This is a genomic window from Candidatus Eisenbacteria bacterium (assembly GCA_013140805.1).
Lineage (GTDB): Bacteria > Eisenbacteria > RBG-16-71-46 > RBG-16-71-46 > RBG-16-71-46 > JABFRW01.
The window spans coordinates 1-22822 of sequence record JABFRW010000023.1 but is presented as its reverse complement, the minus strand read 5'-3'; the positions used below and the strand labels follow the sequence as shown (position 1 = coordinate 22822).

At 68.1% G+C, this 22822-nt stretch carries 22 protein-coding genes; 9 read left to right on the top strand and 13 right to left on the bottom strand.

Translation table 11 applies throughout. From position 1 onward, the window contains the following. The first annotated feature begins 97 nt into the window (after positions 1-97). Together HOP12_02165 and HOP12_02160 are read left to right on the top strand one after the other, a co-directional pair. A complete protein-coding gene (locus tag HOP12_02165) occupies positions 98-1870 on the top strand; it encodes a thiamine pyrophosphate-binding protein (protein NOT32956.1) in 1773 nt (590 codons plus the stop codon). A 912-nt stretch (positions 1871-2782) separates the two neighbouring features. After that, entirely contained in the window at positions 2783-4033 is a 1251-nt protein-coding gene (locus HOP12_02160; GenBank protein NOT32955.1) for a cytochrome P450, read from the top strand. A 4-nt stretch (positions 4034-4037) separates the two neighbouring features. Here the strand turns inward: HOP12_02160 and HOP12_02155 are convergent, their stop codons facing one another. From HOP12_02155 to HOP12_02125, 7 genes are all read right to left on the bottom strand, one after another. Continuing rightward, positions 4038-5483 carry a glycosyltransferase family 2 protein gene (locus tag HOP12_02155; protein NOT32954.1) on the bottom strand — a complete coding sequence of 482 codons (1446 nt, stop codon included), beginning with the start codon at positions 5481-5483 and terminating at the stop codon, positions 4038-4040. Next, positions 5473-6567 (bottom strand): hypothetical protein, encoded by a 1095-nt coding sequence (locus HOP12_02150; protein ID NOT32953.1) that lies wholly within the window; start codon positions 6565-6567, stop codon positions 5473-5475. The genes HOP12_02155 and HOP12_02150 overlap by 11 nt, the downstream gene beginning before the upstream one ends. A 24-nt stretch (positions 6568-6591) precedes the next feature. Next, positions 6592-7842: a hypothetical protein gene (locus HOP12_02145; protein ID NOT32952.1), complete on the bottom strand. Its 1251-nt coding sequence runs from the start codon at positions 7840-7842 to the stop codon at positions 6592-6594. Further along, positions 7839-10535, bottom strand: a complete 2697-nt coding sequence (locus HOP12_02140) for a hypothetical protein (GenBank protein NOT32951.1) — start codon at positions 10533-10535, stop codon at positions 7839-7841. Before HOP12_02140 ends, HOP12_02145 begins: the two co-directional genes overlap by 4 nt. A gap of 127 nt (positions 10536-10662) precedes the next feature. After that, complete coding sequence (locus tag HOP12_02135; protein ID NOT32950.1) at positions 10663-11343, bottom strand: hypothetical protein; 681 nt, start codon at positions 11341-11343, stop codon at positions 10663-10665. 72 nt (positions 11344-11415) lie between these two features. Continuing rightward, entirely contained in the window at positions 11416-11613 is a 198-nt protein-coding gene (locus tag HOP12_02130) for a YtxH domain-containing protein (GenBank protein NOT32949.1), read from the bottom strand. After that, the gene (locus tag HOP12_02125; GenBank protein NOT32948.1) at positions 11582-12184 is read right to left on the bottom strand and encodes a hypothetical protein; all 603 of its coding nucleotides are present in this window, start codon (positions 12182-12184) and stop codon (positions 11582-11584) included. Before HOP12_02125 ends, HOP12_02130 begins: the two co-directional genes overlap by 32 nt. Before the next feature lie 216 nt (positions 12185-12400). Between HOP12_02125 and HOP12_02120 the strand changes: the two genes are divergently transcribed. Continuing rightward, the gene (locus HOP12_02120) at positions 12401-12586 is read left to right on the top strand and encodes a hypothetical protein (GenBank protein NOT32947.1); all 186 of its coding nucleotides are present in this window, start codon (positions 12401-12403) and stop codon (positions 12584-12586) included. Between the two features lie 25 nt (positions 12587-12611). Here HOP12_02120 and HOP12_02115 read toward each other — a convergent pair whose 3' ends face one another. The 6 genes from HOP12_02115 to HOP12_02090 form a co-directional block, all read right to left on the bottom strand. Further along, positions 12612-16169: a T9SS type A sorting domain-containing protein gene (locus HOP12_02115; protein ID NOT32946.1), complete on the bottom strand. Its 3558-nt coding sequence runs from the start codon at positions 16167-16169 to the stop codon at positions 12612-12614. 101 nt (positions 16170-16270) lie between these two features. Beyond that, on the bottom strand, positions 16271-16567 hold the full coding sequence (locus tag HOP12_02110) for a MoaD/ThiS family protein (GenBank protein ID NOT32945.1): 297 nt from the start codon (positions 16565-16567) through the stop codon (positions 16271-16273). Further along, positions 16564-17679, bottom strand: a complete 1116-nt coding sequence (locus HOP12_02105; protein ID NOT32944.1) for an exo-alpha-sialidase — start codon at positions 17677-17679, stop codon at positions 16564-16566. Before HOP12_02105 ends, HOP12_02110 begins: the two co-directional genes overlap by 4 nt. A 12-nt stretch (positions 17680-17691) precedes the next feature. Continuing rightward, a complete protein-coding gene (locus HOP12_02100; protein ID NOT32943.1) occupies positions 17692-18105 on the bottom strand; it encodes a DoxX family protein in 414 nt (137 codons plus the stop codon). A gap of 54 nt (positions 18106-18159) precedes the next feature. Next, positions 18160-18348: a hypothetical protein gene (locus tag HOP12_02095; protein NOT32942.1), complete on the bottom strand. Its 189-nt coding sequence runs from the start codon at positions 18346-18348 to the stop codon at positions 18160-18162. Positions 18349-18353: 5 nt separating this feature from the next. Then, complete coding sequence (locus HOP12_02090) at positions 18354-18797, bottom strand: nuclear transport factor 2 family protein (GenBank protein NOT32941.1); 444 nt, start codon at positions 18795-18797, stop codon at positions 18354-18356. Between the two features lie 119 nt (positions 18798-18916). Between HOP12_02090 and HOP12_02085 the strand changes: the two genes are divergently transcribed. From HOP12_02085 to HOP12_02060, 6 genes are all read left to right on the top strand, one after another. Next, complete coding sequence (locus tag HOP12_02085; GenBank protein ID NOT32940.1) at positions 18917-19309, top strand: signal peptidase I; 393 nt, start codon at positions 18917-18919, stop codon at positions 19307-19309. 13 nt (positions 19310-19322) lie between these two features. Next, complete coding sequence (locus HOP12_02080; GenBank protein ID NOT32939.1) at positions 19323-20021, top strand: histidine phosphatase family protein; 699 nt, start codon at positions 19323-19325, stop codon at positions 20019-20021. Beyond that, the gene (locus HOP12_02075; protein ID NOT32938.1) at positions 20018-20449 is read left to right on the top strand and encodes a DoxX family protein; all 432 of its coding nucleotides are present in this window, start codon (positions 20018-20020) and stop codon (positions 20447-20449) included. The genes HOP12_02080 and HOP12_02075 overlap by 4 nt, the downstream gene beginning before the upstream one ends. Positions 20450-20562: 113 nt before the next feature. Further along, positions 20563-20973: a hypothetical protein gene (locus HOP12_02070; GenBank protein NOT32937.1), complete on the top strand. Its 411-nt coding sequence runs from the start codon at positions 20563-20565 to the stop codon at positions 20971-20973. Continuing rightward, positions 20970-21947 (top strand): M56 family metallopeptidase, encoded by a 978-nt coding sequence (locus HOP12_02065; protein ID NOT32936.1) that lies wholly within the window; start codon positions 20970-20972, stop codon positions 21945-21947. The genes HOP12_02070 and HOP12_02065 overlap by 4 nt, the downstream gene beginning before the upstream one ends. Before the next feature lie 82 nt (positions 21948-22029). Continuing rightward, positions 22030-22822 (top strand): hypothetical protein (locus HOP12_02060; protein NOT32935.1); only part of this gene is annotated, 793 nt, incomplete at its 3' end.

Below are 22822 nucleotides of genomic sequence, written 5' to 3'. Positions count from 1 at the left end.
ACCGCCACTGGTCGCAATCGACCACTGTCGTGCAACTCCACGCCCACACTCCCGCGTAACAAGCGCCGTCAGAGTCAGACGCGACGGGAGGGTGGCGATGCATGTGACGCAGGGTGCAATGCGCGCGAATCCGATGGGTGTCGCACCTCGCCGCGGTGCGGCCGATGCAACGGTCGTGACGGAGCTGGTCGCACTGCTTGAGCGCCTCGGGGTGAAGGAAGCGTTTGGCGTCTCGGGCGGCGCGATGGCGGCCCTGTGGGACGCGATGTCATCCAGCTCGCTCGGCGTCTATCACTTCCGTCACGAGAACGGTGCCGCGTTCGCGGCCATCGAAGCGAGCTTCGCGAGTGGTCGGCCGACGGTGCTGTTCACGACCACCGGCCCGGGACTCACCAACGCCATGACGGGCATCGTGGCGGCCCGCGAAGAGCGCGCTCGCGTCATCGTCCTGTCCGCCTACACCTCGGCCTCGTCTCGGGGACGCTTCGCGATCCAGGAGACCTCTCGAAGCACCATGCCTGCTTCACTCTACGACGCCGGTCGAATGTTTCACTTCGCCTCGGTGGTCGAGGACACCCGACAGCTCGACGCGATCGAGAGCGGGCTCGCGGCCGGCCTGCGCCGCCGCGGCGGCTTCGTCGCTCACCTGGCTCTGGACAGCGCGGTACAGAGCGCACCTGCGGCCCGGTCGCAAGTGCTGTCGGCGGCCACCCCGGTGCCCGCGGATTCACCGACCCTCGCCAGAGTCGCCGACTGCGTGAATGCGCTCAGCGATGGTCCGTTCGCGATCTGGGTCGGCTTCGGCGCACGCGACGCGGCCGCCGAGGTCGCTGCACTGGCGCGCCGCATGCGCGCTCCGGTGATGTGCTCACCCCGCGGCAAGGGCATCTTCCCGGAAACCGATCCGCTGTTCGTGGGCGTGACCGGTCTGGCGGGACACTCATCGGTGATGCGGTACCTCGAAGACTTCAAGCCCCGGCGCCTGCTGGTTCTCGGTTCGCGGATCGGCGAGCCGACCTCGTTCTGGGATCGCCGATTCATCACGCCGGAGGGGTTCGTTCACATCGACGTGGATCCCGAGGTTCCGGGCGTTGCGTTCGGTACCGCACGCACGCTCGCGATCGTGGCCGACGTCGGCACGACGCTGCGGGAGGTGCTCGACACGCTGCGGCCGCCGAGCGACGGCGTGGCGCCGGAACTGCCGCATCCGCAGATCGAGCGGGTTCAAAAGCGCGGTGACGGACGGGTGCGCCCCGAAGCGCTCATGGATGCACTTCAGGACTGTGTGGTCGATCGCAGCGACGCGACGCTGTTGTCCGAGTCCGGCAATTCGTTCCTGTGGACGACGCACCGACTGCGCTTCGCCGAGCCGCACCGCTACCGGGTCAGCACCGGCGTGGGGGCGATGGGGCACGCGGCCGCGGGAGTGGTCGGTGCGGCGCTCGCGACCGGTCGGCGCGCGGTCGCCGTGGTCGGCGACGGCGCGCTGCTCATGACCAACGAGATCAATACGGCGGTCAAGTTCGGTGCGCCGGTCGCGTGGGTGGTGCTCAACGATGGCCGCTACGGCATGTGCGCCCAGGGTATGGAGGCACTCGGACTCGTGGCCGACGCCGCGTTTCCGCAGGTCGACTTCGCGGCGTTCGCGCGCGCGCAGGGTGCCCGGGCGGCGCGTGTCGACCACGAAGTGCAGCTCGACGGCGCGTTGGCCGAGGCGATGGCGGCGGATGGCCCGTTCGTGCTCGACGTTCGGATCGACCCGCAATGCAAGGCCCCGGCATCGCTTCGCAACGCGGCACTCGCCGAGCCACTCCCACCGAATCACGAGCGCGTCTTCCCGCAGACCAACGGGAACGGGAGCGGTCACTAGATGGAATCCAACACATTCACCGCCTCGATCTACGCGCAGACGCCGTCATCGCGAGCGTTCGCGTACTTGCGACGCCTGCAGAACCTCGACGAGTGGACGCTGGGCAGTCGCATGACGACGCGCATCGACGACGACACCTTCATGGGCACGGCGTCGGGCTACCAGTCCATGCTGTGCTATCACGTGCGAACACTCGAGCATCCGCGGCTCGCCGCGATCGAGTGGCAGTGCGGCTACCGCTATCGCGAGTACTTCAAGCAGTACCCGGTGTTCGTGTTTCCTTCGCAGTACGTGAACCCGCACGGCGACGAAGCCGGCAGCTATGTCCACTGGGTCAGCGTGATCGACCCCGCGCGTCGCACCGAGATGATCATGCAGGGAATCGCGGCGGTGCATCACTACGAAGCGCGGGGGCTCAAGGCGGCACTCGAGCGAGGCGAGAGCCTGGCGGCGCCGGCCGCCGGCCGTTACTCGGTGCTCTCGGACACCCTATGGGTCGACGCTCCGATGGCCATGGCCCGCGAGCTGCTCGCCGATCGCGAGGCCCTCGCGACATGGGCCCCGCTCTTTCGAGCTGTGGACGCCGGCGCGGGTTCGTTTCGCGATGAGTACGCGCGGCAGGTCCAGGTCGAGTTCACCGCGTGTGAACTGGGCGACTACGTTCTGATCGAGCACGACTACCACTATCGAGAGCTCGGCGAGCTGCAACGCTGCCCGATCGTGCTCATTCCTTGCGCGCGTGCGTTCGGCGCCGAGGCCCCGGGGTTCCTGCTCCACCGGATCGCGTTCGTTCGCAGCGACGGCTTTCAGAGCTACGGTCGCACGAGTTCCGTGGAGTTGTGCGCCGAGAGCATGGCGATCAAGCGCATGCTCGAAGCGAGAGCGGGAAACCCGGGCAGCTTTGCGCGGGGGATGAGCTACCGGCCTGCGCCGACTACGACCCCGCACGAGGTGGTGGCGTCACCGCCCGACCTGTTCGCCCCGGAGTTCGCGGCCGATCCCTACCCGCACTATCGCCGCATGCGAGACGAGTATCCGCTCCACTTTCACGCCCCGACTCGCGCATGGATCCTGAGCCGCTATGACGACGTGCGATTGGCGCTGACCCACCCCGCGTTCACGACCCGGAGCTACGCCGCGCAGACCGAGCCATTGCTCGGCAAGACGCTCATCCAGCTCGACGGTCGCGAGCACGCGCTCCAGCGGCAGCTCCTGACGCCGTCGTTTCGGGAGGGGAGCATTCGCGAGCGCTTCTCGGAGCTGATCGCCAGTGCGATCGACGAGCTGACGGGTGCGGTCGCGGCGCGCGGCGAGGCGGATCTGATCGGTCAGGTGGTGGTGCATCTTCCCGTGCGCATCATGGCGGGGTTGCTCGGCCTGCCCGCGCAAGACCGCGACCGGTTTCGCGAGTGGTACACCGCGCTGATTCAAGGAGCGCTCAATCTCGCCGGTGACCCGGGCATCGCGATCGCGGCGACCACGGCGCGCGATCAGCTCGATGCCTACCTGCGACCGCTGATCGTGGCGCGCCGCGAGCTCCCCGGCACCGATCTGATCTCCACGCTGGCGGCGACCACGGTCGAGGGCGATCGACTGACCGACGAGCAGATCATCCGATTCGCGATGCTCATGGTGTTCGCGGGTGGTGAGACCACCGAAAAGGGACTCGCGACCACGCTGCGCAACCTGCTCGCGCATCCCGACGCGCTGGCCGCCGTGCGACAGGATCGTTCACTGCTGCCGCGCGCGATCGCCGAGTCGTTTCGCTACACGGCGCCCACTCACATGGTGCCGCGTCAGACCTGCGAGGAGGTGACGGTCTCGGGGGGACTGCTTCCGGCGGGGGCCGAGGTCATGTGCTTTCTGGGCTCGGCCAACCGCGACGACCGCCGCTTCACCGACCCCGATCGCTTCGACATGGATCGACCCGAGGCCGACCCCAGGCGCGCGTTCACGGGTGCGGCCGACCATCTCGCGTTCGGAGGCGGAAGGCACTTCTGCCTGGGGGCCGTGCTGTCGCGCTTCGAGATCGAGGTGGCATTGAGCCGCATCTTCGATGCCTTGCCCGACCTGCGACTCGCAGGCGAGGTGCCGCCGCCCGATGTCGGGCTGTTCCTGCGCGGCCCGGCGACGCTTCCGGTTCGGTTCACCGCGCGGACCTAGCGCGTCACGCGGCGCGCTGAATCTCGCTCGAGTCGGTCGCCGCGGCGTGACCCTTCCGCGCCATGACGCCCCACGCTTTACGTTTGCGCATGGCGTTCCAGAGTCCGCGCACGCGAAACCACGCCATGAGCTGCCGGTAGCCGAGGTTCTCGAGCACCGCATACGCCATCAGAATCAGGAACTCGCGCCCGCGCGTGTAGCGTGGGCATACGACGGTCTCGAGTGCGAGTCCGAGCAGCGAGTTCACGATGCCTCCGGCCACGAACAGCGCCAGGTAGAGCAACGGGAACACCGAGTGCAGGTGCCCGGTCGCGACCAGCACCACCGTCAATGCCAGCCCGGTCAGTTCGATCACGGGACCGAACAGCTCGAACAGCAACTGCGACAGAAACGCGATGCCGTGGTGAATCGCGAAGCGCTCGGTCAGAAGGATCTGGCGATTGAGCCACAGCGACTCCGCCAGGCCCTGATGCCAGCGCCCGCGCTGGCGCGACAGGGTGCGAAGGTTCTCGGGCACTTCGGTCCATGCCACCGCACTGCCGACGAAACGCACCGCACGGCGGCGCCCGTTGCGCCGCGCCCAGCGCTGCAGTCGCATGATCAGCTCCATGTCTTCGCCGAGCGTGTCGGTACGAAAGCCGCCCACCGCGAGGACCGCGTCGCGTGAGAACAACCCGAGTGCGCCCGACACGATGAACAGGCTATCCATCAGATTCCAACCCATGCGTCCCGCCAGCATGCCGCGCAGGTACTCGACGGTCTGAAGCCGCACGAGTGCTCGCCTCGAGACTCGCGCCTTCACCATGCGACCGTGATCGAAGAGGCTGCCGTTGGCGGGTCGCACCACGCCCCCGGTCACGATCACCGAGGCGTCGAGATAGAAGGGGAGCGCCAGCTGAAGCAGCGTGTCGCGCTCCAGCATGGAGTCCGCGTCGATGGCGCAGAACAGCGGGTGGCGCGCCACCGCCAGCGCCATGTTGAGTGACTGCGCCTTGCCGCCGTTCACGGTGTCGAGCACCACCAGAAACGGATAGTCGGGCGAAGAGTAGACCCCGCGCACGCGTTCCTGAGGCACGCGTGCGCGCAGCGTGCGAAGGGAGGGGCGCAATCCGAACGCATCCACCATCGCCTGCAACGTGCCGTCTTTGGAGCCGTCGTTGACGACGATGATCTCGAACGACGGGTAACGCAGGTGCATGAGCGAGCGGATCGAGTCCACGATCGTCGGGCCTTCGTTGTAGGCCGGCACCAGAATGCTGATGGGTGGCGCCAGATCACCCTCGAACAGGCTCAAGCGATCCGAGACCTGCTGGCGGCGCAGCTCGCGCCTTGCATCCACGAACGCGAGCACTCCCAGCACGAAGTACTGAGCAAAGAGCAGTGCGCCGTAGATCAGAACGAACCGTCCGAACAGCCGATCGGAGAGCCGCAGCGCCACGTCACCCCACACGGCTGACTCCGCCAGGACTCTCGACGTCCCACTCGAGTGCCTGAAGCACTTCGCTCGCAGCGCCACGCGCATACGCGTCACCGCTCAGCGTGGCAATCAGGTCGAGTTGCGCGCGTCCGGTTGCACCCAGACTGCCCATGGCGTACGCGGCGTTGCGGCGCACCCACCACGAATGGTCGTTGAGGCACGGGGCGAGTGCGGCGACCGCCTCGCTCACACCGTGCCCGCCCAGCGCCCGCGCCGCCTGAGCGCGCACCTGCCAGGCCGCGTCCCTGAGTGCTGCGCACAACGGCCCGACCGACTCGGGCGCAGCCAGGCTTCCGAGCGCACGTGCGGCCGCGATCCGGGCTTCGAGCCCGCCCGAGCTCAGAAGCGCTTCGAGGGCTTCGCGCGACTCGACATCACGCCACAGTCCGAGCACATCCACCGCGGCCAGACCGCTCGGGCGTTCGAAGTCGGCGGCGGCGAGGCCGAAGCGCAAGGTCGGCAAACTCTCAGGGCCGAAGCGCTTGATGAGCGCCACCAGCTGGTGGCGGCTCAGCGGCGCGAGTGTCTCCGCGTGATCGAGGAGCCACACCAGTGCCGCGTGATCGTGAATGCGAGCCAGGGCGAGGGCCGCCATGAGCGTCACGGTCGAGGGCCCTGCGACCATGGCGCGGCGCAGCGGCTCGCGGTTCGCCGGGGCGTCGAGCATTCCCAGATGGCGGGCCGCCAGCGAGCGCGCCCACGTCCGCCCGCTCGCCAGCCGATGGCGTTCGCGTGCCACGTGTTCGAGGCCGCACAGCGCCTCGGACAGGTTCGTCCACTCGTCGCCCGCCACGCTGTCGGCAAACGTCTCGAGTGCCGCCCAGAACACCTCGGGTCGTGCCTGCGCCGCGATCGGTCGCAGCGCTTCGGCGTCGATCCGACCGGTGAGAAGGCGAGCGAACTGAAGCGCCAGCGCATGGCTCTCGGACGCGCGGCGCGCCTCGCGCCGCGAGGACCAGCGATGCCACAGCAGAAGCGCACACGCGAGCGCCACCGTCAGCGCGCACAACACCGCGAGTCCGATGGTCAGCAGCCGCGCGGCGCCACTGAATTCCATGGGACTCGATCCTTCGCGGTCGCGCTAGAGTCCCAACCGCAGCCCGAGCGCCGCGGTCAGGTAGCGGTAGGCGCCGGTGGTGGAGCTGGCGGCACTGTTCGACGCGCCGACCGATGCCACGATGCGGTGAAGCGGGGCCCAGGCACACTGCACATCGCCGGTCACGCGCCACGCCAGTTGTGTCGCAGCCTCTGCGCCAACCTGCTGGGAACCGACGCTCGCATTCAATCGGCCGGTCCAGGCACCTCGCGAATGCGCCAGCACGGTCCGCGCCTCGGCGAGCGCGAAACGGTCAGGGGAGAAGTACCCGACGCCGCTTCGCTCGTAGGCCAGCACTCGGCCGAGCACCCCGAAGGAACCCAGTCGCGCGAGCGGATGCATGACCGCGATCAGCACCGAGGTGCGACGGTTGCCGTCGCTCAGCCACGCCGCGCCGCCTCCGGCGCTCAACGAGAGCCGGGCACCGGGCTCGGCATCGATGCTTGCGTTCAGTTCGTCGACTTCGAGTCCGCTTCCGATCAGTGCCGCGGTTTCATCGAGTGGCGAATGCGCGAATCCTGCCCCGACGCTCAGCTGCCGAGACGCCCGAACGTTCATCGAAGCGCGGTAGGTCGAGAGAGACCGAGAGGCGGCGCCCGCGGGATCGAGCCAGCGCGTACCGCCTGCCAGCGTGAGTTGAGCACGGCCGCGGGCCGCCTCGAGGCCGGCTTCGCCGAACGTGCGGCTGGCGTCGCGAGCGGGATCGCTGGCGGCGAGCGAGCCACCCGAGAGCAACCCGCGCACTCCGTCGGCGATCGCGAACGAGGTCGTGACGGTTCGTGATCCGTTCACGTTGTGGTCCGAGTCCTCACTCACGCTGTAGTCGAGCTCGACCCTGGGACGCTGGGCGTGCTGCGCACGCTCGAGTCCCTGCCGCGCATCGGAGTCGTCGGGATCGAGCGAGAGCAAGGTGTGGTAGTCGGCGATCGACGCGTTCAGTCGCCCGGCCCACCCGAGCAGGCGCGCCTCGTCGAGCAGCAGCCCGGGGTCTCGTGGCTCGAGCTCGCGCGCCCGTGCGATCAGCACCAGCGCCGAGTCGAGCCGGCCCACCCTCGAGAGCAGCAACCCCAGGCGATGATTCGCGCGCACCGAACGCGGGTCGCGGGCCAGCACTTCGCGGTAGGCTCTGCGCGCCGCTTCGTCCTGCCCGGCGAAGTAGGCCGAGTCCGCGCGTGCGAGCTGCGCGGCGGGCTCGGTGGCGAGCAGCGTGATCACCAGCAGATCGAGCACGCTCATGGCGGTCCGTCGCGAGTGCCGAGCGTCGGTCCTGCGCTGCTCCACACCGCCTTCATCGAGTCGTAGACGGGCTTGAGACGCGCGTGAAAGACCGGCTCGCTCCACGGCTTCCAAGTCCAGGTGCGGAAGTCGTCGCGCCGCCAGCGAGCCTCGGCACCGAGCGGTGGCAGACTCCCCGCGACTTGCCCCGAATGCTTGAGCCGGGTGACGACGCCGATGTGGAAGCCTTCGGTGTGGGAGGTGCCGAAGTCGGCTCCTTGCGCGCGATGATCATCGAGCACCGTGGCGCTCGAGGGATCGGTCACGTTGAGCAACGCCCACGCGATCTGGATCTCGAGCACTCCTGCGCTCGCATCGTAGTACCAGTCCGAGAGCGTCGACTGATCCTCGCGGCCGAATCGCAGGCGCCCGCGTTCCCAGGTCTGGGCGGGGAAGAAGCGGCCGTCGCGACCGAAGCGCGCGCGATTGACGATCAGGTGCATCGCGTCGAACTGCCCGTCGGCGCGATTCCCCGTCACCGCCGGCCGATGGTAGAAGCCGCCCAGGTCGTCGCCCTCGCGAATCGCGGCTGGTCCCAGATACGGGTTGTAGTCGGGTGTGACGAGCAGCCGCGCGTCCTCGTGGCCGTTCAACTGCACGAGGAACTCGAATCCCAGATCGCTCGTGACTGGAAGCCCGGGCAGCGCATGCTGGCCCGAGTCGGGCTGGTAGGTATCGAGCGCGATCTGAACGCCGAGTGAGTCCCACGGAAACGCGCGGCCGCGAAGGCCGGGCAGTTCGATCGCCAGGTAGAGATTCGATGCATCGCTCCCCACGCCGAGCGATGACGGCTGCGCGGCGGTGGCGCCGGTGGGTCCGCTCGCAACGGTCGGGAGCGCGAGCCAGCGCGACACGTCGCCGCCGAGTGACGGCCCGTCGGCGGGCCCCGCGATCATGGCGAGCACGCCGTAGTTCTGCTCGGCGTCCATGCGGTTGTGCCAGCGCGGGGTGTGATCCCCGGGCAGCTCCAGATCGATCACCGCCCAGTTCTTCTTGAACCACTCATCGATCCACGCGAACAGGATGCCGCCCGCGCAGCCGCTCTCGCGGATCTCGCGCGTCAGTCGCGCGTCGATCTCTGCCATCGCGACTTCGTCGTGCCCGCCGTGCGACCACCCTTGAGGCTGCTGGTGCGCGAGCCCGCGACTCGACGGCACGCCGTACTCGGCGATTAGAAGCGGGATCCCGGCGAGGTGGCGCCGCAGCGCAGTGAGGTAGCCGAAGTAGTTCGACGGTCCTTCGCTCGAGTGCGCGCGACCGTAATCCGGCTCGTGAATCATGAAGTCCGGGTAGTAGGGATACGCGTGATAGCTCGCGAACCAGCCGGCAGGATTCGCGGCGGTTGGCCGAACGCGCAACGCATCGAGGCTCACGACGTCGTTGTCGTATTCGAGCTTCTGATACTCGATCGGGCGGCCGACCCGGGTGCGCCACTCGCGCTCTTCGGGCGTTGTCGCCTCGGTCGGGTGGTGGAGCGGATCGAGGGTCGGCCAGTTGGTGTAAGCGATCGGACGAATCGTGTGGTAGCGCTCGACCTCGGTCGTGAGCATCCAGTCGCACTGCTCGGCGGTCCACGCTTCCATCGCCGAACCGTCGGCCATCTCGAGATAGCGGCCGTCGTAGCGACGCTCACGGTGAGAGAGGGCCTCGAACGCCGCGACCGAGAACGGCTCCCATTCGCGCCCGATGACGTACGCCAGCGTCCAAGTGGAGACGTCGGCATCGTAACGACCCCGCGCGTGTCCGGGACTCGGGCGGATGTCCGCGTCACCGTGAATGGCGCCCAGCACGTCGCGCATCTCGTCGCGAAACGCGGCCTTCCACCTGGGGTCGTCGAAGTCGTCGCCCTCGGGCAGCTCGGCCCACACGCCGTGGATCAGCCACAGCGCGCGACTCGGGTGCGCGTGGTTCCACCCCGCCAGCGCGCGGTAGAACGCGGGCGGCAGAATGGTGTAGAGGCGCACGGTGTTCGCGTTCATGCCGGCGATGCGATCGAGCCATCCGGCGTAGACGAGCGAGTCGGTCGGGAACTCGGCGGGAAATCTTCCCGGGAGCGCCACGCCCAGATTGATGCCGTTGATGTAGAACAACTGCCAGCCGGCGGCGGTCGGGACCTCGAAGTGCTCACCGTGCGTTCGCGCTTGAGTGACGAGCTGCGCCGGTCGAGCGCGCGCCACGCGCGGAGCGAGATCCCAGTGGGGGCTCAGAGCATCGAGGATCGCTCTCGCGTCTGCATCGGTGGGCGCGAGTACTCGCACGCGGCGCGCCGCTCTCAGAGCCAGCGCATCGTGTCCATTGCGCCTCGCGGCGTGCATGAGTCCCTGCCAGGCGTCGACGTAGTTCGAGTCAGCGGCGACGACAGGTCGGAGCAGCGATTCGGCGCGCGCCGGCACACCGAGTCGCAGCCACGCATAGCCGAGCCCGACGCGCGCGTCGAGACCGTGCGGGCACTTCCGATCGGCGCGCTGGAACCGGGCCGCCGCGACCGCCATCGAGTCCGCTCGATACGCCCGCCATCCGGCATCGACCAGGTCGCCGACCTCGGGCGGACAGCGAACGGCCGCACGCGCCGGCGGAGCCGAAGCGAGGAGTGCAGCAAGCAGCACCCACGCGGCGCGCGATCGTGCCGCGAATGGAGCCCATGTGTTCGGCATGTCGAGACTCGCAACCAGCGATCACAACGCTCGCCGGGGGGCGCCGAGGGGCGCGACATCCGCGGCCAAAGGGCCGACGCGAATGCACGGAGTTCACCCGGGGTTTCGGCCGCTTCGGGGCCTCGGGTCAGCGAAATCTGGTCCGTGTCGCAAGCCAGCTCGTGTGTCGGCCGCCCCGCGTGACACGGGCGCGCACCGATCGCTCCTCGACTTGGAAGCCCGCCGCCTCGAGGCGCTGCGTGAAGCCGGGATCACCCTGCACCGACCACACGCCGAGGACTCCTCCCGACTTGAGCGCGTCGAACGCAACACGCAGCCCCGTCAATGAATAGAGCGCATCGTTCGCGCTTCGGGTGAGACCAGTCGGACCATTGTCCACATCCAGCAGAATCGCATCCAGTCCGGATCGTCCGGAGCGCATGGGCTCGGCGACGTCGCCCACGAACACCTCGACTCGCGGATCGTCGAGCGGCCGATCCGCCAGATGCGCCAGGGCACCGCGATTCCAGTCGACGACCGCGGGCACCAGTTCGGCGACCACGACTCGGGCCGTGGCAGGTAGGTGACGAAGTGCGGCCGCGAGCGTGAAGCCCATTCCCAGGCCACCGATCAGCACCCGCGGGTCCGGGTGATCCGCGATTCGTACGCATGTCCATTCGGCGAGTGCGGCTTCGGATCCATGTGCGCGACTGCCCATGAGTGCGCGCGAACCGACACGGATGACGTACTCGTCACCGCGGCGCTCGAGGATCATGGGGTCGGCCTGCCCCGGCACGATCGCTTCACCGAGTCGAACCCAGGGGATCACGAGATCGTCTTCCGGACCAGGGTGGGACCGCTTCGCACCCGGCAAGATACGCGTTGCCGGGTGCGAGTCGAATCAGACGTGCTCTCGGACCGCTCCTCGGAACGCGTCCTTGCCGGCGTCGATCGCGCCGCCGACTTCCTCGGCACGGTCCTTGACCATGTGCTTGATGTCGTCCACCCGATCTTTGGCCCCGTCCTTCAGCTTGCGGGCCGCTTCGCCGAGATGGCGACGCGTCTCCTCACCGGCCATCGGCGCGAGCATCAGAGCCAAACCGGCGCCCACTGCTGCGCCGAGCAGGAACCCCACCATCATCGAGCCACCTTTGTTCTCCGACATACTCGTCTCCTTGAATGGTGTTTGAGCCGTTGCGGCCACGCGTCTGCCATCGCTGCATCAGAAACTGAGCGCCGGCGCGAATGCCGCGCATGATTCCGACCGTCTGCGCGATCGGGCGTTCGACCTCGTCGAGCAGACTGCTGGCCAGGCCCGTGGCGCGATTCGTGAGCTGCTCGACCGCCGACACCCCGGATTCGGCCGAGCGAGTGATTCGGGAGAAGGCGTGGAGCAGTTCATCCGCCCGGTCTGACGTTCGCTGAACGTCTTCGAGCAGCGCGGGCAGCTTCCCGAGCGAGACATTGGCGTTCTCGATCAACGCCTTGGTCTGAAGCATCAGACGGATCGAGACCACCGCGACCGCGACCAGAGCAACAGTTACAATCAGAATGCAGATTTGTGCGAGCAGAGGCATTGGGATTTTCCCCTTTCCGCCGAGAATTGCTTGATTTGGACCGATGTTCGCGGTCGACTCGGTCCGCCGCTCGAGGTACTTCGCAACAACCACGCCAGCGCGGCATCGCGCCTCGCGACATCAAGCCCGGGAACATCCTCCACCACGACGGCCACGCGCTGGTGACCGACTTCGGAATCGCGCGCGCGCTGAGCGAGGCGGCGAGAGCGGGGCTCAGGAGCGCCGGCATCGCACGGCCAGGCGCGAGCGCTGCTCGCCGAGCTCGAGCGTCCGGATCGCACCGACTTCGTATGGCCGATGGGACTCGCGATGGCGCACGCGCACCTCAACGAACCCGACCGGGCGCTCGACTTGCTCGAGCGCGCCTACGAAGAGCGTGTGAGGTGGATGCCGTTGCTGGGGCGCGAGCCCGCGTTCGACGTGCTGCGAAACGCGCCGCGGTTCCGCGCACTGCTCGCGAAGATCGGGCCGGCGGCGATGCCGGCCCGATCTTGAGGTGCCTGAGCGGTGCGCGATCGCGTCAGTCGAGTCGCACCGCACGCTGCGTCATGATCCTTCCGCCGGTCTCGAGCCGGTAGAAGTAAACGCCGGCTCGGGTCGCACGCCCGTCGCGATCGCGTCCGTTCCACGTCATCTCGTGACGTCCCGCCGCGAGCAGGCCGTCGGCGAGCTGCGCGACCTCGCGACCCTGAACGTCGTAGACCGCGAGCCGCACCCGGCCCGCGGTGGGGAGCGCGAACGCGATGCGAGACGTTTCGCGAGTTGGATTAGGCGACGGCGCGGCCAGCTCGATCTGCGTCACCATTGCGACCGGCTCGACGCCCACCGTCATCGACGAGTTGCGGAAGTCGGTCTCGAACCAGCCATTCGCCTGCGGTGACTGCCACGGCTCGGTAGGCCAGTAGGGCGAACGCGAACGCACTCGCGAGCGCCAGCCGTAGCAGGTCGCGCGCTGCAGGCCGTTCACCGGCACCAGCGCGGCGCTGACGGCGCCTTCACCCGGAATCGGCGTGCCGAGCAGGTTCTCGGTCGTGAGTCCGCTCAGCACCGAAGCGTTCGCGGCCAGCGTCGCGGTCGGATTCAAGCGCCACTCCATGCGCACGCGCAGCCGTCCGCCGGCGCTGCGAAGCCGGTGGTACAGATAAACGCGGTTGGTGTTGTCGTTCATGCCCTGTGACGGAAGAACCTCCGTCACGCCGCCGTTGAGCAGTACGATCCGCCGGGTGATTGCGGTGGTACTGCCGAGGAATCCAGTGGCGGTGCCGTCGTTGAAGCCGAATACGTCGTCGCCCGGCGCACCGATCAGGAGGTCTCCGAAGCCATCGCCGTTCATGTCCATTCCGCCGGCGACCGAACCACCGAAGTTGGCGAACGACTCGCCGCCCGAGCGCGTGACCGGCCCCGACATCGTGAGCGGTCCACCCAGGAACACCGAGGCGGTCCCCTGATCCTGGGGGCCGAGATTGTCGGCGAACACCGCGCCGACCACGATGTCGCTGTAGCCGTCGCCGTTCATGTCGCCGGCGGTCGAAACCGCGGAACCGAACGCCGAACCCACTTCGCTCGACTGGAAAGTGAAGTAGGGCGTGGCCGAGATCGAGCCCGGCACGCCGGGGAACACGAACACCGCACCACAGTTGTTGCGCCCGTAGGCGCCGATCACCACGTCGCTCAGGCCATCTCGATTCACGTCGCCGGCAGATGAGACGGCGCTTCCCAGACTCCCGAAGTCATCGTCGCCCAGGTAGACGCGCAGCGGAGTCGACGAGACTCCCGACGCGGTGCCTGGAAACACCCACGCCTGGCCCGAATCCACGAGGAAGAACGGCCCGATCGGACTGTCGAATTGCGGAGCGCCGATCACGATGTCGCTGTAGCCGTCGCCGTTCACGTCGCCGGCCGAGGCCACCGAACCTCCGAACTGACCCGACTCCTGATTGCCTTCCAGAGTCAGCTGCGGCGTGGTCTGGATTCCAGCCGCGCTGCCCAGGAACACGTAGGCACGACCTTCGTCGTTCTCGCCGTGATTCTCGAGCACCGCGCCCACGATCACATCGGCGAAGCCGTCGCCGTTCACATCGCCCGCGGCCGCGACGCGATTGCCAAAGTGCGCACCCGGGTCACCGCTCCCGAACAGTTGCGTGCGAGGATGCGGCGATCCGGTCAGCCCGCTGGACGACCCGTAGTACACCCACGCGGTTCCGGTTCCGTCGTACTGATCCGCGCCCGCGATGATGTCGTCGTAGCCGTCGCCGTTGACGTCGCCCGCTTTGCTCACACACACGCCGAGCTGCGCCGAGGCCTGACCGCCGTAAGCCTGCCAGTCGACCACTCCGAGCGGTCCGGTGGGGCCGCCACGCACAACGAACGCCCCGCCCTCGGCGTTGAGCGTGTTGGTGAAGAACGGCGCGCCAACGATGATGTCGTCGTAGCCGTCCCCGTTCACGTCGCCCGCCGACGCCACCGACCAGCCATAGCTCGCGCCACTCTGAAACGTCGAGTAGGTGAACCACGGTGCCGCTGCGAGCAAGTCGGCCCCTCCGCGCCACACGAACACCTGGCCCTCTTCGGCCTGACCGTTGCTGTGGTACGGGGCTGAAACGATCCAGTCGCCGAACCCGTCGCCGTCCGAGTCTCCGGCAGTGCACACCGAGGTTCCGAGCTGCGCGCCGACCTCGCCGCTTTCGACCGCACCGAGGTCGGACGCCATGGTGAAGCCGAGACTGGTGTAGACCACCCACGCGCCCTCGTTCGACTGGCCGTTCGAGTAGTTCGGGGCGCCGATGATGACGTCGCCGAGTCCATCGCCGTTCACGTCGCCGGCCGAAGCGACCGCGGCGCCGAAGTGAGCATTGTTGCCGCCGATCGGCGAGGGTCCGCCGGCCGCCCAGAACGCAGTCGTCGAGAGCGTCGTCGATGTACCCGGGTAGAGATAGGCTGCCCCGCGATCGGGATCGCCACCCGAGTCGTGGTTCGGCGCGCCGACCAGCAGGTCGGCATAGCCGTCGGCGTTCACGTCGCCGGCGGGGGCGAGTGCGGCGCCGAAGCGCGCACCCGATTCGTCGCCGACCAGGAACGAGAAGGTGCTGCTCGGCGGCTGCGGCAGTCCGTCGGCCGTGCCCGAGCCGTACCAGATCACCACGTGACCCTGCTGGTAGCCGGGGATGCCGACCGCGACATCGCCGAAGCCGTCGGCGTTCACGTCACCGGCGCTGGCGACCGCTGCGCCGAGTTGCGAGGCGGCCGGGTAGTTGAGATCGCAGCCGTTCACCCACCAGCGATTGCTGCCGTCGAGCCCGGTGCCCGAGCCGAACAGCACCTCGGCGTAGCCGGCGACCACCGCGCATGCACTTCCGGGCCTCACGCCGCTCGGCGCCCCGACGATCACGTCGTCGAAGCCGTCACCATTGACGTCGCCGGCGGGTGCCACCGCACCGCCGAAGCCGTTGATCGAACGCGCCACCACCGTGATGTTCACGGTATCGAGGCCCCAGCCACGGCCATACATGATCTGGATCGAACCGCTGAGTGCGGTCGGCTGACCGATCACGATGTCGGCGAGCCCGTCGTTGTTCACGTCGCCGGCTGGCGCGATTTCCAGATTGATCGGAATGCCGGTTCGCACCCAGATCGGAGTCGTCGAGGTGCCGGATCCGGTGCCGAGGTAGAGCGCGAGCTGACCGTCGGCCGGCAGGACATCCTTGCCGCCGTAGGTGAGCACGTCACTCCAGCCGTCGCCGTTCACGTCGCCGGCGGTGCACACGCGCAGCCCGAACCGTCGCAGCGCAACGTTCGACTCGCGCGGCCAGCCGGACACCAGGGTGTGGGCGAACGCCGTGACCTGGGGCGTGTTCGGCTGCGAGAGCACAACGCTGCGGCCGTCGGGCGCCGGCGTCGTCCGTGACGAGAATCCGTTCAGGAACGCGTCGAGGCGCGCGGCGTCGGGGGAGCCGGCGGCCGCGAGGACCGGCAGCAGGAGGGACACACCGAGCAATGTCAGCGCGGCCCTCGGCACCCGCATCCATTTCCATGACGGTACCGACGGTCTGGCGAAGCGCGACGAGGATGACAGGCGCATGGAATCCTCCGGGCAGTGGGGTGAGCTTCACTACCGGGAACGCGGCGCGCTGGCTGCCGTCACACGCCGGGGCGGGATTCGCTGGGAGCGCGGCGTGAAACTCAGCCGCCCGCCATGGCCCCGATCACCAGAAAGGGCTCGGCTCCGCTCGTAACCGCCTCAGGGAGGGGAGCATCGGGCGATTCGAGCGACAGGTCCTCCTGGCAGGCGAAGAACCGCACGAACGCGCGGCGCTGCAGCGTGCCGTGGTCACGGATGGTTCCGCGCAGCACCGGAAAGCGGAGCTCGAGCGCGTCGAGCACCGCGCGCTGGGTCACCGGACCGGCGAGCTCGAGCCTCACCTCACCGTCGACACGCGCCAGGGTTCGCAAGTGGGCCGGAAGCACGATGCGGATCATTGCAGGGTCTGCACCTCCACCGACAGCACCGCCGGCAGATCGCGAACGATCGGAGCCCAGGTGTCACCGCCGTTCGGCGAGGCGTAGACCTGCCCGCCGGTGGTGCCGAAGTACACGCCGCAGTCATCCAGGTGGTCGACCGCCATCGCTTCGCGCAGCACGTTCACGTAGCAGTCGCTCTGCGGCAGCCCGTTCGTGAGCGCCTCCCACTCGTTGCCGCCGGTGCGGCTGCGATACACGCGCAGCTTGCCCTCGGGCGGATAGTGCTCGGAGTCGCTCTTGATCGGCACGACGTAGATGGTCTCGGGTTCATGCGCGTGAACATCGATCGGGAATCCGAAGTCGCTGGGCAGGTTGCCGCTCACTTCCACCCACGACTCGCCGCCGTCGTTGCTGCGCATCACGTCCCAGTGCTTCTGCATGAACAGCACGTCCGGGCGCGTCGGATGCATCGCGATCCGATGAACGCAATGGCCGACGTCGGCATTCGGATCCGGAAGTTCGTACAGCGACTTGAGTCCGCGGTTGATCGGGCGCCAGCTCTGCCCGGCGTCATCGGTGCGAAACACGCCGGCCGCCGAGATCGCGATGTACATGCGCGAGGGATTGGCAGGATCGAGCACGATCGTGTGCAGCCCCATGCCGCCCGCGCCCGGCTGCCACAGCGCGCCCTTCTGCGCGCGCAACCCGGGGAGTTCCTGCCAGCTCTTCCCGGCATCGGTCGAACGGAACAGCGCCGCGTCCTCGATGCCGGCATACACGGTGTCCGCGTCGGTGAGCGAGGGTTCGAGATGCCAGACGCGCTTGAACTCCCACGGATGCTGCGTGCCGTCGTACCACAGGTGCGTTCCCGGGGTGCCGTCGTACGGGAACGCATTGCCGACCGGCTCCCAGGTCTTGCCGCCGTCGTTCGAGCGCTGAATGACCTGACCGAACCAGCCACTGCATTGCGAAGCGTAGAGGCGGTTCGGATCCAGCGGCGAACCCTTGACGTGGTAGATCTCCCAGCCCGCGAAATGCGGTCCCTCGACTTTCCACCGGTCGCGCTTCGCATCCGAGGTGAGGACGAAGGCGCCCTTCTTGGTTCCGACCAGTACCCGCACGCCGCTCATCGCGAACTCCTTTCAGGACTTCTTCGAACCGCGACGGGCGATCAACGAGTCCAGGCTCCACTCGCCGGCGCCGCGCGCAGCCATGTAGAGAAACACGAAGCAGAAGAGCGCCGCCGCCACGCCGCCGTTCTGCACCGGCCAGGCGCCGTTGGGGGCGTGGAATTGCCAGTAAGCGACCGCCATCTCGCCGCACAGGATGAACGCGACCGGGCGCGTGAAGAGTCCGAGCATGATCGCGATGCCGCCGAAGAATTCGAGCGCCCCGCCAATTCCGACCTGCGTCATGAGCGGAGCGGGGACGCCGCCCGAACCGGGCATGCCGCCGAACCAGCCGGCCAACTTGGTTGCCCCCGCCTGAAAATACATCCAGCCCGTAACGGCGCGGAGCAAGAAGTAGCTGATCGATGTGGCGCGATTCAAGTTCATGGCGTTTCCCTCGGACTTCGACGCGGAGTGGCGGCGTCTGCAACGTCGCGCAGACTAGCGCATGCGGCCAGTTCGGCGCCGAACAACGCTCCGGTGCGTGCGGATCTTCCACGCGACGTTGAAGGTGGCGAGCGGCACCAGCGAGAGCAGCACGTAGAACGCGATCCCGGCCGCCAGCTGCATGCCGTTGTCGGCTACGAATGCGCGCAGCGCGCGGGTGAAGAGCGACCAGGCATGGTGCATGGCGGCTACGGCATCCGAGTGGCCTGCCATCCGACCGCGCGCCATTCACCTTTGCGCTTCATGAAGAAACCGGTGTTCAGGTAGCGCGCCACCTCGGTGCTGTCGCCGTGGGTCTGAGTGGCGATCAGTCGAAACGCCACCATCGCCGCGTCGCCATACTGCTGAACGCGGACCTCTTCGGCCGAGTAGACCGACACCGGCTCATCGGGTGGGGAAGGCGGCGTGGCGCTGACGTCTTTCATGATGTCGGTCTTGCCGATTCGGCGGCCGGACGAGCCGGTGTAGATGAGGTCGTCAGCCCAGAAGCGCTCGTGAATCGCTGCGTCGTTGCGCGAAGCACCGGCGAGGAATTGGGTGAGCAGCGAGGTCAGCTCGGCCGCCGCAGGGGCCGCCGCCGGGGTGGTGGTCGCGAGCAGTACAGCGAGTGCCAGATCCAGCACGGCAGGCATCATGTCGGGCTCCTGGGTCCAAGAGGGCGCTGAGGGTCGCAGCGTAGCGCAACCGTTCAGACTCGGCTCACGCCGGACCTCCGCAGTGCCGATGACCCTGCCACGTCAGGAGGTCGAACATGGACACCGGAACCGGACTTGGTATGGGAATGGGATTCTTCTCGACCATGCTGGGGCTGTGCGCCCTGATGATCACCTCGAACTGGATCGTATTCGAGAAGGCGGGGCAGGCCGGATGGAAGGCGCTGATCCCGATCTACGGTGCGGTCGTCTTCATGCGGATTCTCGAGCGGCCGTGGTGGTGGGTGCTGTGGCTGTGCGTGCCGCTTCTCAACCTGATCCCGGCGTGCATCGTGTGCCTCGATCTGGCCAGGAAGTTCGGCAAGAGTGCCGGCTGGGCGGTGGGGCTCGCACTGCTGCCGTTCGTGTTCCTGCCGATGCTCGCGTTCACCGATGCCAGGTATGTCGGGCCCAGGGGTTCCCCGCAGCGCCCCTTCGCTCGCGCCGCCTAGACGAGCGAGTATGATGCGCCGCATGAAATCCGCGACGCGTCTCTACCTGGTTCGCCATGGCGCCACTTCGCGCACGGCCGAGGATCGCTTTTCGGGCTCGGCCGGGGTGGAGCTGTCGGAAGAGGGGCGCCAGCAGGTGCGTCAGCTGGCCCGCCGACTGGCCGACGACCGCATCACGATCGCTTACAGCAGCTCGCTGAGTCGCGCGGTCGAGACCGCGAAACTCCTGTGCGAGCCGCATCGGCTCGTGCCCGAGCTGCGCGACGGCCTGCGCGAGATCGACCACGGGCACTGGGAGGGTCTGACGCGGGCCGAGGTCGAATCGCGTTTCTGCGACGAGTACGCGGCGTGGGAGGCCGACCCGTTCACGTTCGCACCGAGTGGCGGTGAGTCGGGCCTGAGCGTGCTGGCCCGCGCACTGCCGGTGATCCGCGAGATCGTGCTCGCGCATGCGGGCGAGAACGTGCTGGTGGTCGCTCACAAGGCCACACTTCGCCTGATCCTCTCGAGTCTGCTGGGTTTCGACGCGCGCGGCTACCGCGATCGCCTCGACCAGGCACCCGCGTGCCTCAACATCGTGGACTTCAAAGACGCGGTGCGGGCGCGGCTCATGCTGTTCAACGACGTCTCGCACTATCAGGACCAGCCGCGCCGTGCGGAGGGCAATCTCTCCAAGTGGTGGGACCCGGCCGACCCCGGAGGCAAACCATGAAGCCCAACCCGCCCGCCGCGCGACGCCAGCCGACGTCACGCGCGCTCTCGATCGGATTGTGGAGCGCGCAGGTGCTGCTCGCGGCGTTGTTCGCAATCTCGGGCACAATCAAGTCGATGCAGTCGATCGAGCTGCTTCACAAGGCGATTCGCTGGACTCCGTCGGTCCCGGATGCGCTGATTCGATTCATCGGCATCGCCGAGCTGGCCGGAGCGCTCGGGCTGCTGCTCCCCGCGTTCACTCGCATCGCGCCGCGACTCACACCGGTGGCGGCGACGGGGCTGGGCGTCATCATGCTGTTCGCGGCCGCGTTCCACATTTCGCGCGGCGAAACCGCGGTGTTGCCGTTCAACACGGGGCTGTTCGCACTCGCGGCGTTCGTGGCGTGGGGCCGCTTCGTCGCGGCGCCAATTCCGCCGCGCGCCTGAGCGCCGGCTCGCCCGCGAACGAATTTACCGCGCTGGTCGGGCAGGCCTGGTCGATCTCGACATCTGTCTATATCGTGGCGTCCATGTCCAGTCCCTCACGCGATGCAGCGCCCGTGCGCCTTCCGCGCGTACCCGAAGCCGAGCTCGATGTGCTGGTTCAACTGCGGCGCGCTGGGGAAGCGACGGCCAGCGAGATCGGCCGGGCTCTCGCAGAGCGCCGGCCGATGGCGCACGGCTCGGTGCTCACACTCCTGGGACGCCTCGAAACCAAGCGCCTGGTCGCGCGTCGTCGTGGACCGATCGGCAAGGCCTTCGTCTATCGGGCGACCGAGCGCGCCGAAGGCGCGCTCGAACACCTCGTCGACTCGTTCGTCCGCCGTGTGTTCGAGGGTGACTCGATGAATTTCGTCGCGTCACTGCTCGCCCGCCGGCCGACCTCGGCGCGGGAAATCGAACACCTCGAGAGCGTGCTCGCCGAACTCAAGGCGCGCCGCACGCCGCGCGCGCGAAAGGGCAGCGCGTGATCGAAGGCTTGATCGAAGGAGGCGTGCGGGCGGGGATCGCCTCGACCGCTCTGTTGGTGGCGCTCGCGCTCTTCCGGCGCACTTCGGCGGCGTTTCGGGCGGCGCTGTTGTCGCTCGCTTTGCTGATGTTCGCGATCGCGGCGCTCCCGGGATTCGCGTTACCGGTTCCCGTGCTCCTGCGTCCCGTCGCGTGGAGTGGCGCCGCTCCACGACTGACCGCCAGCTTCGAATGGCTCGTGGGAGTGGTGTGGTGCGTCGGCGCGCTGTGGGTCGCGGCGCGAACGTGGTCGGGTCGGCGCCGCCTCGCGCGCGAGAGCGTCGGCGAGGGTCTGGAGCCCGAGACGGACGAGCTGGCCGCACGCGTGCGAGCGGCAGCGACGCGCCTCGCCATGCGTCCGCCACGCGTCGTCGTCAGTCGCACCGCGACCTCTCCCTACGTGTGGGGAATGCGGAGTCCGGTGCTGGTCATGCCGGCCGGGTGGACCGCGAGGCTCGACGACCGCTCGATGCAGCTCCTATTGCGGCACGAACTCGCTCACGTGCGGCGCGGCGACACGCGCTGGCTGGGGCTCGCCGGGTGGCTTGCGATCGTGTGGTGGTGGCATCCCGTGTTCTGGCTGGTGGTCGCGCGGCTGCGTGCCGCGCAGGACGACGCGAGCGACGATCTGGCTTTGCATGGCGAGTGCGACGCTGCGGCGAACTATTGCGACATGCTGCTACGCGCCGCACGACTCACGCTGCCGGAGCGGCAGTCGGTGCTCGGACCAGCCGGGCTCGGCGTACATGCGCTGGAGTCGCGGCTGCGTCGGCTCATGCAATCGCCGGAGTCACGGCGCGCGCGTCTGGCGACCGGCCACTGGCTCCTGATCGCCGCACTCGCGCTGCTCCTGCTGCCAGGCGTGTCGCCGGCGAGTCGTCACTCGCAAGCGCCTGCTCTGCACCGGCACTCGCACTCGCATTCTCATTCTCACTGAATCGCCGCGCGACCGCGGCGTGAAGACGCTGCGCTCGAAATAGACACGCGTCTGGATACGAACCAGAAGAGGAGTCGACTCGATGCGCATCTGGATCATCCTGCTGGTCGTCCTGGAGTCCGCCATCGCAGCATGCCCGGTCGCCGGCCACGGCGACACGGTCCACACCCTGCGGCTCGCGAACGGCGAGTGGTTCGACGGACACGCCTTCGTCCGACGCGACTTCTACAGCGTCGAGGGCGCGCTGAGGAATCACTGGTCGGGTGCCGTCGAGGAGACGCTCGATCTCTCCGGCCGCTTCGTCGTTCCGGCTTTTGCCGATGCCCATAGCCACCTGTTCAGCGACACCGCGGGCTTCGCGGCCGACCTCGAGCGCGATCTGCGCGCCGGGGTGCTGTTCGTCAAGAACCCGAACAACCCGACCTCGCTCGTCTCGGCCATGCGCAAGCGAGTGAATCAGGCGCGCACCGTCGACGTGGTGTACGCGAACGGCGGACTCACCGCCGGCAACGGACACCCGGCCCAGATTTACGATGGCGCCACGGCGACGGCCTCGCCGCGTTGGATCGACGATGCCTACTTCACGATCGACGATCGCAAGCAACTCGAACTCAAGTGGCCGCGCGTAGTGGCCGGCCGGCCCGACTTCATCAAGGTCTACCTCGAGCACTCCGAGGCCCACGCGGCTCGCTCGCACGATCCCACCCGACGTGGTGGCTTCGGACTCGACCCGGCGCTGCTTCCGACCATCGTGAGACGCGCACACGGGGCCGGCCTCACCGTTTCGGCTCACGTCGCGAGCGCCGCGGACTTTCGCGTCGCGATGACTTCCGGCGTCGACGAGATCACCCACCTGCCGCTCGAGCGCCTTGCAC

Bases quoted from the DNA above. Each gene is read 5' to 3' on its own strand.
- HOP12_02165 (NOT32956.1), top strand. From the start codon at position 98: ATGCATGTGACGCAGGGTGCAATGCGCGCGAATCCGATGGGTGTCGCA.
- HOP12_02160 (NOT32955.1), top strand. From the start codon at position 2,783: ATGAGCTACCGGCCTGCGCCGACTACGACCCCGCACGAGGTGGTGGCG.
- HOP12_02150 (NOT32953.1), bottom strand. From the start codon at position 6,567: ATGGAATTCAGTGGCGCCGCGCGGCTGCTGACCATCGGACTCGCGGTG.
- HOP12_02145 (NOT32952.1), bottom strand. From the start codon at position 7,842: ATGAGCGTGCTCGATCTGCTGGTGATCACGCTGCTCGCCACCGAGCCC.
- HOP12_02140 (NOT32951.1), bottom strand. From the start codon at position 10,535: ATGCCGAACACATGGGCTCCATTCGCGGCACGATCGCGCGCCGCGTGG.
- HOP12_02120 (NOT32947.1), top strand. From the start codon at position 12,401: ATGGCGCACGCGCACCTCAACGAACCCGACCGGGCGCTCGACTTGCTC.
- HOP12_02115 (NOT32946.1), bottom strand. From the start codon at position 16,169: ATGCGCCTGTCATCCTCGTCGCGCTTCGCCAGACCGTCGGTACCGTCA.
- HOP12_02110 (NOT32945.1), bottom strand. From the start codon at position 16,567: ATGATCCGCATCGTGCTTCCGGCCCACTTGCGAACCCTGGCGCGTGTC.
- HOP12_02105 (NOT32944.1), bottom strand. From the start codon at position 17,679: ATGAGCGGCGTGCGGGTACTGGTCGGAACCAAGAAGGGCGCCTTCGTC.
- HOP12_02100 (NOT32943.1), bottom strand. From the start codon at position 18,105: ATGAACTTGAATCGCGCCACATCGATCAGCTACTTCTTGCTCCGCGCC.
- HOP12_02095 (NOT32942.1), bottom strand. From the start codon at position 18,348: ATGCACCATGCCTGGTCGCTCTTCACCCGCGCGCTGCGCGCATTCGTA.
- HOP12_02090 (NOT32941.1), bottom strand. From the start codon at position 18,797: ATGCCTGCCGTGCTGGATCTGGCACTCGCTGTACTGCTCGCGACCACC.
- HOP12_02085 (NOT32940.1), top strand. From the start codon at position 18,917: ATGGACACCGGAACCGGACTTGGTATGGGAATGGGATTCTTCTCGACC.
- HOP12_02080 (NOT32939.1), top strand. From the start codon at position 19,323: ATGCGCCGCATGAAATCCGCGACGCGTCTCTACCTGGTTCGCCATGGC.
- HOP12_02075 (NOT32938.1), top strand. From the start codon at position 20,018: ATGAAGCCCAACCCGCCCGCCGCGCGACGCCAGCCGACGTCACGCGCG.